This window comes from Shewanella sp. 4t3-1-2LB (assembly GCF_017368415.1).
Lineage (GTDB): Bacteria > Pseudomonadota > Gammaproteobacteria > Enterobacterales > Shewanellaceae > Shewanella > Shewanella fodinae.
Map to the genome: position 1 here is coordinate 1 of NZ_JAFNJD010000087.1, position 4,016 is coordinate 4,016.

General features: G+C 44.8%; 4 protein-coding genes. All 4 read left to right on the forward strand.

Annotation, left to right across the window (positions count from 1 at the left end):
- The first annotated feature begins 55 nt into the window (after window positions 1–55).
- Entirely contained in the window at window positions 56–547 is a 492-nt protein-coding gene (locus J3L11_RS18535) for a hypothetical protein (RefSeq protein ID WP_207571948.1), read from the forward strand.
- A gap of 601 nt (window positions 548–1,148) precedes the next feature.
- Entirely contained in the window at window positions 1,149–1,754 is a 606-nt protein-coding gene (locus J3L11_RS18540) for a TetR/AcrR family transcriptional regulator (RefSeq protein ID WP_207571949.1), read from the forward strand.
- Between the two features lie 127 nt (window positions 1,755–1,881).
- A complete protein-coding gene (locus J3L11_RS18545; protein ID WP_207571950.1) occupies window positions 1,882–2,457 on the forward strand; it encodes a DUF3313 family protein in 576 nt (191 codons plus the stop codon).
- 1 nt (window position 2,458) lies between these two features.
- Complete coding sequence (locus J3L11_RS18550) at window positions 2,459–3,562, forward strand: hypothetical protein (RefSeq protein WP_207571951.1); 1,104 nt, start codon at window positions 2,459–2,461, stop codon at window positions 3,560–3,562.
- Window positions 3,563–4,016: the final 454 nt, after the last annotated feature.

Sequence of the window (4,016 nt, forward strand, 5' to 3'; positions counted from 1 at the left end):
AGATAATATTATTTAACTATAGTATTTCTATTAATAGTTGTGAGATAGTTTTTGTATGAAAAATATTGCATTGACCTTTACCGCAAGAGGGATTCATCGCATTTTACGTGAAGGAGGATCTGGCGACTGGACTGCCAATCCCGCTCGTGTGAATGACTCTGTAGAATATGTAGTTTGCTGCCAGAATACTAACGATAAGCGTAGAGGTAACGACTGGGGAGAAGTTACCCATAAGCATGGACAAGCTTTTTTAATTGGGAAATTATCAGAAGTGGTGCTAGTGACTAAAGATCCTGATAAGAAAAAGCGCTATCGATTTATGTTTTCAGAGTATGCTGAAATTAAAGTAGATGACATGTGGGGTGGAGATCGTTTCCCCATACGTTATTTAAGCGAGGAAGACTTACCTTTCAATATTAAGTCATTGGAATTTCAACCAATGCCGAAAGTCCAGTCAACAGAACAGTTCTTCACCTTGGATGAGGCTAAGAAAGCATTAGCATCAATTAATGATATTAAGTCCACTGATGTAAAGATCATTTTATAACGGTAAATACTAATGGATATAGACTTAGCAGTTACCGGTAAAGAATCAGTTAACTGCTGGGTAATCACCCCATTTTAAGGGCGCTTGAAGTAGATGAGTTACCAAGTTGTCTCTGTATCTGCGGCGAGATCATGGCTCGGTTGCCCACGTTGTTATTGATATCATTGGGCTGAATGTCTTTCGCTAAGGACGAATGGAAAATCCGTAAGCACGGCAAAGAGGAGTGACTTGCCTAGCTCAAGCTGCACTTAAGTGTCGATGCCCAAACTCATGCGGTGATTTCGGTCGAGGGCAGCCTAAAAAGCATGGGTGACAATGATGTACTTCTGCAACTCTTGACCTCAGCGTAGCACCTAGCAGGGAGTGTCAGACTGAAGGCGTGTCGGATATGTGAGTTGCCACTATGGAATCAGCAATGCACGTTACATGTCAACGACAAGGCGATGCGATCATCCCGGCGTACACATTGGTTTCTCACTGATATTTTATAAACGGCACAATGAGTGGGATTAGCTTTTGATACCACCTTATAGATATATGCTATTTACAATGTCACTGTGTGGTGACATCATAAGGGCCGAAATAACTTAAGCAGGCCAATATGATTCGAGACAAGCAAAAAACCCAGGAAAAAATGGTTGCAGCAGTGGGGTATATTCTCGCAAGGGACGGTTTTAGTAAGTTCGGGGTCAACTCTGTATCTCGTCAGGCGAAAGTCGATAAAGCACTTATTTACCGTTACTTTGGTGGCTTGCCTGGGTTGTTGCGCGCATATGGGAACTCCATAGATTTCTGGCCGTCTTTAGACGAAATCATTGGTGACATCGAGGTTTTTAAGCAAAAAAGTATCGGCGAAAAAATGGCAGAGCTCTTAGTTCAATTTTCCAGAGCATTGCGTCGGCGGCCGATGACGTTGGAGATCATGGCGTGGGAGCTGGTCGAGCACAATGAATTGACACAGCTATTAGCAGATGTTCGAGAACAGTGGGTCGAAAAATTTTTCCAACGCTTTAGTGACGAAATATCGGCTACAAATCTCGATATCGCGGCTACCTCGGCGTTGTTTGGTGCCGCGATTAATTTTCTGTTGATCCGAGGGCGTAACACACACGTCTTTAACAAGATTGCCATAGACTCTGATTTGGGGTGGCAAAGACTTGAAGCTGCTTTAACTGAGATGTGTCTTCGCTGTTTTATATCAGCGTAACCGCAAATTTTTTTATCATGTAAGTCACCAGCTGGTGACATGGAGTGTGGCAATGTGTTTGGTCAAGTTAAAAAAGAAACTTGTGCTCTTTATCTGTTGCATTGGGTTAACAGGTTGTGCAACGCAAATGCCGACACATAGTGGTTTTTTGGATAATTATGGGGCTTTGCAACCATTAAGTGGAAAACCGTTAGTACTGGTTACGCGGTCACCACAGCCGCTTAATCTTGCGCGGGTGCTTATTGCCCCGGTAACCATTATTAATGGCCATGACACTAATAGTCTGAGTGACACAGAACGTGATCAGTTATGTCATTTTCTGCAACAAACTTTGGTTAATGAGTTTAAGACAACGGATAACCCTATTGTAACTGAGCAACCGACAATAGTTATCCGTGCGATGATCACTGCAGTACATCCAGCCAAACCGATACTCAATGTACTGACAACACTGACGCTATTTGTTCCATTTGCCAATGGTGGGGTGAGCATTGAAATTGAAGCCGTGGAACAAAAATCTGGTAAACGCCTTGCAGCGATGAGCGCCGCCAGTAACGGCTCGCTATCCGAATTTTCTGGTTATTTTCATCAATACCGGCACGTTGAGCAAGGACTTGAACAGCTAACGCAGCAATTTCACCAGCTACTGACGGACAGGTTTCAACGACCATCAGTGAACATAATTGCGCAAAGGAACTCATAAAATGAACTGGTCACGCCGTCATTTTGCTTGCTTGTGTGCCAAATCAGTGATTGCGCTCGGCAGTATGCCCTTGCTGATGGCTTGTGCATCAGACGCCGTTGCATTCACTCCTGAGTCCTCCCAACTGCTATCAGTGACGCGGGACATTCTGAGGCATGCTGCTAGAGCTCCCAGCGGACATAATAGTCAGCCATGGAAATTGCTGCTGTTAGAGCCATATTACTGGCACCTCCATATTGCGGCTACTCGTCGACTTCCCGCCGTCGATCCACGAGGCAGGGAAACTCTTATATCCATCGGTGCATTCATTGAAAATCTATGTCAGGCAGCATCGGCCTATGGTTTTTCGGTGTCGTTGGTTCCTCTTTCTGGGGATACGGATGACTCAGCCGCATATGCTATACAGTTGCTTCCCGCGGCGATATCGCCAATGGCGAAAGATAACCTGATCCATATTCAGCAACGGCGGGTGATCAGGCACGGACAATTGCCCCGATTATTATCTAGCGATGATGTCAACTGGTTGGAAGCTCAGCTACCCGGGAAGTTAAGATATGTCCCCGCCAACCACTCTGAGGCGGCACTCTTGCGCGAGGGAACGCTAAGCGCTACGGTCTCTCAGTGTCAAACCCCATCAATAATGAATGAGTTAGCACACTGGACGAGATTTGGGCATCAAACTGTGATAACGCATATGGATGGGTTAACAACCGCAGCAATGGAGCTCAACAGTGTTACAGCCTGGATAGTTGATCATTTTTATGATGAAAAAGATGTTCTCTCAGCCTCGTTTCGCAAGCAGACGGTTGATATGACCGCGCAGTTGGTAAATGAAGGCGCGGGTTGGCTTATCTTTAGCGCACATGGTTCCTCATCGAAAGATCTTATTGAATGTGGGCGTGACTTTCAACGTGTATTCCTAATGCTTAGAGAAAGGCAGATTGCTTGCCATCCTATGAGCCAATTGCTGGAAAGTGCTGATGGACAACAAACAATGCAACGTACTTTTGGTGTCGACGTACAGATGCTAGCCCGAGTAGGCTATGTCGACCATTATCCGGCACCTGTCAGTGTTAGACGGCCTGTGGCATGGTTTGCACGGTGATCCGTTGCTGTTATCTATGACATTGGCTGCTCTGCGCGCCAGTAAAGAGTAATGTTCCTTGAGTATGATATATGTGATGGTTGTCGTTTTGTTGCTTTCACTTAACTGCCTTTACCTGATTAATGCCATTCCTCATTGTCTCAAAAGTTACCGTTACTAACTTCTTAGCAAGAGGGGATAACTCGGGCATAACACATATTTTACTCGAGTCTGCAATGAATCCGGCTAGCCAGATTTAGGAACGACAAAATATAACTCACCTCCACCAGCATAACATCCTGTCCCGCCTAGAATTTTCATTGTTTGCTCATAACCTGTTATCCCACCGATATTTTCTGGTGAGTATTTTCCCACCATAATGACTAAGGTTATATTAGCTCATCCACCATATTACCCACCAGTTATCGCTGGATAGTGGTGGGTAATATGGACATCAATGGACGGAGTATTTATT

Coding starts and splice junctions, on each gene's coding strand:
- J3L11_RS18540 (WP_207571949.1), top strand. CDS start 1,149: ATGATTCGAGACAAGCAAAAAACCCAGGAAAAAATGGTTGCAGCAGTG.
- J3L11_RS18535 (WP_207571948.1), top strand. CDS start 56: ATGAAAAATATTGCATTGACCTTTACCGCAAGAGGGATTCATCGCATT.
- J3L11_RS18550 (WP_207571951.1), top strand. CDS start 2,459: ATGAACTGGTCACGCCGTCATTTTGCTTGCTTGTGTGCCAAATCAGTG.
- J3L11_RS18545 (WP_207571950.1), top strand. CDS start 1,882: ATGCCGACACATAGTGGTTTTTTGGATAATTATGGGGCTTTGCAACCA.